Source organism: Candidatus Borrarchaeum sp. (genome assembly GCF_019058535.1).
Taxonomy (GTDB): domain Archaea; phylum Asgardarchaeota; class Sifarchaeia; order Borrarchaeales; family Borrarchaeaceae; genus Borrarchaeum; species Borrarchaeum weybense.
The window spans coordinates 1-3,045 of record NZ_JAHPYX010000004.1 but is presented as its reverse complement, the minus strand read 5'-3'; the positions used below and the strand labels follow the sequence as shown (position 1 = coordinate 3,045).

The 3,045-nt window shown below is 37.6% G+C and carries 3 protein-coding genes; all 3 read left to right on the top strand.

What is annotated here, in order from left to right:
* On the top strand, positions 1 to 1,924 hold a 1,924-nt coding region (locus QVB70_RS00195; RefSeq protein WP_287582186.1), incomplete at its 5' end, for a S8 family serine peptidase.
* Positions 1,925 to 2,103: 179 nt separating this feature from the next.
* A complete protein-coding gene (locus QVB70_RS00190) occupies positions 2,104 to 2,349 on the top strand; it encodes a hypothetical protein (protein ID WP_287582183.1) in 246 nt (81 codons plus the stop codon).
* Between the two features lie 202 nt (positions 2,350 to 2,551).
* On the top strand, positions 2,552 to 2,818 hold the full coding sequence (locus tag QVB70_RS00185; RefSeq protein ID WP_287582181.1) for a hypothetical protein: 267 nt from the start codon (positions 2,552 to 2,554) through the stop codon (positions 2,816 to 2,818).
* The last annotated feature ends 227 nt before the right edge of the window (positions 2,819 to 3,045 follow it).

The window sequence follows — 3,045 nt, the reverse complement described above, 5'->3', positions numbered from 1 at the left end:
TGCTGAGGAAGTTTGGGCGCAAGGATTCGATGGTAATGGGATTATAGTTGCTATAGTTGATACCGGAATCGATTCTACACACCCAGATTTATCTGGAAAGGTAACAGCGGCAAAATCCTTTGTTCAAGGAGAAGATACACAAGATTATGATGGTCATGGTACCCATGTAGCTGGAATTGTAGCGGGAACGGGGGTAGCGTCTTCTGGGAATTATAAAGGAATTGCTCCCGGAGCTTCACTGGTCAATGCAAAGGCTTTGGATAAAACGGGTGCAGGAACAGTGTCTGATGTGATTGAAGCGATTGAATGGGCTTCAGATAAATCAGACATAATTTGTTTAAGCCTAGGCGCACCAGGGTCTCCAAACGATCCACTTGCACAAACAGTAAATACAGCGGTAGAAAACGGAGTTATTGTTTGTGCTGCTGTTGGGAATGATGGTGACTTGGGATATATGACCGCTATGACTCCTGCCATTGCCTCAAAAGCGATTTCTGTTGGTGCTACAGTTGGGGATTTAGAGGTTGCATCTTTTAGTAGCAAAGGCATTGCCCCTGATGGAAGGAGTGATCCAGATATCGTTGCACCAGGGTATCAAATTACTTCTACAGCATCTAGTAAAATCACTTCTTCAGATTATATTACTTGGAGTGGAACAAGTTTTTCTACACCTATGGTAGCTGGGGCAGCAGCATTACTACTTGATGCTACGGACAATTTGACTCCTGAGGGCGTTAAAGCAGCATTACTTGAATCTGCAACGGATTTGGATACCGATCCTAATGCACAGGGAGCTGGTCTTGTTAATGTAGAGGCCGCTTATCAGCTAATACAAAATAATGATAATTTGGTAACAATAACGCCTAATGTATTTCCAAGTGCGCCTTATGCCCCTGATGGAATTGTTTTTCCTGGAGATGCATTTGCATTTGATGTGGAGATAATATCAAATGAACTACTTTCCGACGTGACTGTGGGCTTTGAAGGTCTTGCGTGGTCTTTTGTCAAGGCTACACCTTCTTCCATTAGTAGTGTAGACAGATATGCCATTGTTACTGTATCAGTCATAATTCCGCCAGTGGCAGTTCCATTTACTTACTCAGGACGTTTGGTAGTTAAAGAGGCAGGAACGACAGTTGCGTCAAGTCAAATTGACTTGGAAGTTAGAGCTCCTATTGCTAGAGTTCTGTGGGATCAATCACATGATGCAGATGGATATTTTGGATACTATTATGGCGACAGTCCTTATAGTATGTTTTACAAATACTATGAAATACTCACAAAGCAAGGAATTGATTTGGATGTAACGACTGGAACACTAACTAGTAGTTCATTAAGTGGATATGATGCATTAATACTTCCTGACCCAGAAACAATGCTTCAAAGCAGTGAAATCTCTTCAATTAAGAATTTTGTTTCTTCAGGAGGAGATTTACTTGTCCTTTCGAATCCTCCGGGCAGTATTGTTGTGGGGGATACAGATATAAATGATGTAATACTTGATTTCTCAAGTTTAAATCAACTAACTGAGGTTTATGGAATCACTTGTATTCCAACAGTTGTGGAGGCAGACGAATTAACACTTTCAGATCACACTGTTACAAGGAATGTTCAATCAGTGTTTTATTTAGGTTGCGCATTAAGTGTTAACAGTCCAGCCAAATCAATCGGAAAAGCGGGTTCATATGACGTTCTTGCAGTTTGGGAGAGTGGACTTAGCAAAGTGTTGGTGTTTGGATCGGAGTTGGATTTCTGGGATCTTCTGATTGATATCGAGGGATTCTCCCATACTCAACTGGCGAAAAACACCGTAACATGGTTAACATTTCCGTCTACGCTATTAATTGTTTATATAGTTCTTATCGTTGTCCCAATAATACTTGTAAGCATTTATCTCTACAGACGTTCAAAAAAACAGTTCTAGCATTATGAAAAAGCCTAAATAATAAAGTAGTGCTTTCCCTTTGCAGTCATGAAGCAAATATTAACATATAAGAAATAATATTTTCCTCTAAAATGTCACAAAAAACAGAAATAGAAACAAAGAAAAAGCTGTTTTGCAGTTAATACATGTAGTAACAAGCATATAGACAGGTGATAAATGTGGTTGTTGGAACTATCAATAAAATTACAGGCATACTTTACATTATGGCGGGTATAATCTTAATGGTAATAGGCGTAATTCTCGTCCAGCTAATACAGAATCTTTTACCTGTTATAGCGGCCTTTACTGGTTTTACTGTGCCTACAGAATATTTTTATGCTATAGCAGCACTTCTGATCCTTCCATGGATTTTCTTTATCATCCACGGAATCGCACATTATCTTATTGGTCGTCAAATAGAGTAGCAAAGCAAAGCAAAGCTGCTCTTTCAAAATTCTTTTTTGAACTTTTATTTTAATGGGAACCTTTTTTTGACTCGTTTAAAGCCCTTTTTCTCTAAATTATTGTGCGGAAGAATTTTCTACATAAGCGGAAGGATTTTCCACATTCTATAAATAAAATAATGAGAGATTTCAATCAAAAAAGAACAGTACAGGATTTGCTCAAATGTCACCAAGATATGTATGTCCAATTTGTCTGATGGAAGAAGATAGACATCACAAATTAATTGAAAATGAAAATGAACGTGAAAACAATCTTCTTGCTGTGAAACGAATCCCAATTCTCGTAAAGCGTGATGAATCTACTCAAGTACGGTTTATTCTTACAACGATTCATGAACATTGTTATGAATCCTATATGTCTCCACTTTCACAAAGTGGTCTAAAAAATGGGGTAGTTAGAATTAAAAAAATAGTCGATGTATTTAAGTAACCTAGAACGGTCATAATCGACTATAACTAATTTTATATACTTGTTATTTTTATTGAAAATTGAAATGATTTCTTGGATTTTGGCTTTTATTATAGCTATTTGGTGTTTAGTTAAACGGTTTAGGAAAGATGGTAAAGTTAGTGAATATCCACTGGGAATGCCGCGAGGTACTGTGAGAGCTTATATTGCTATTATTGTTGTAGCGTTTCCTTTTAATTATTTAATTG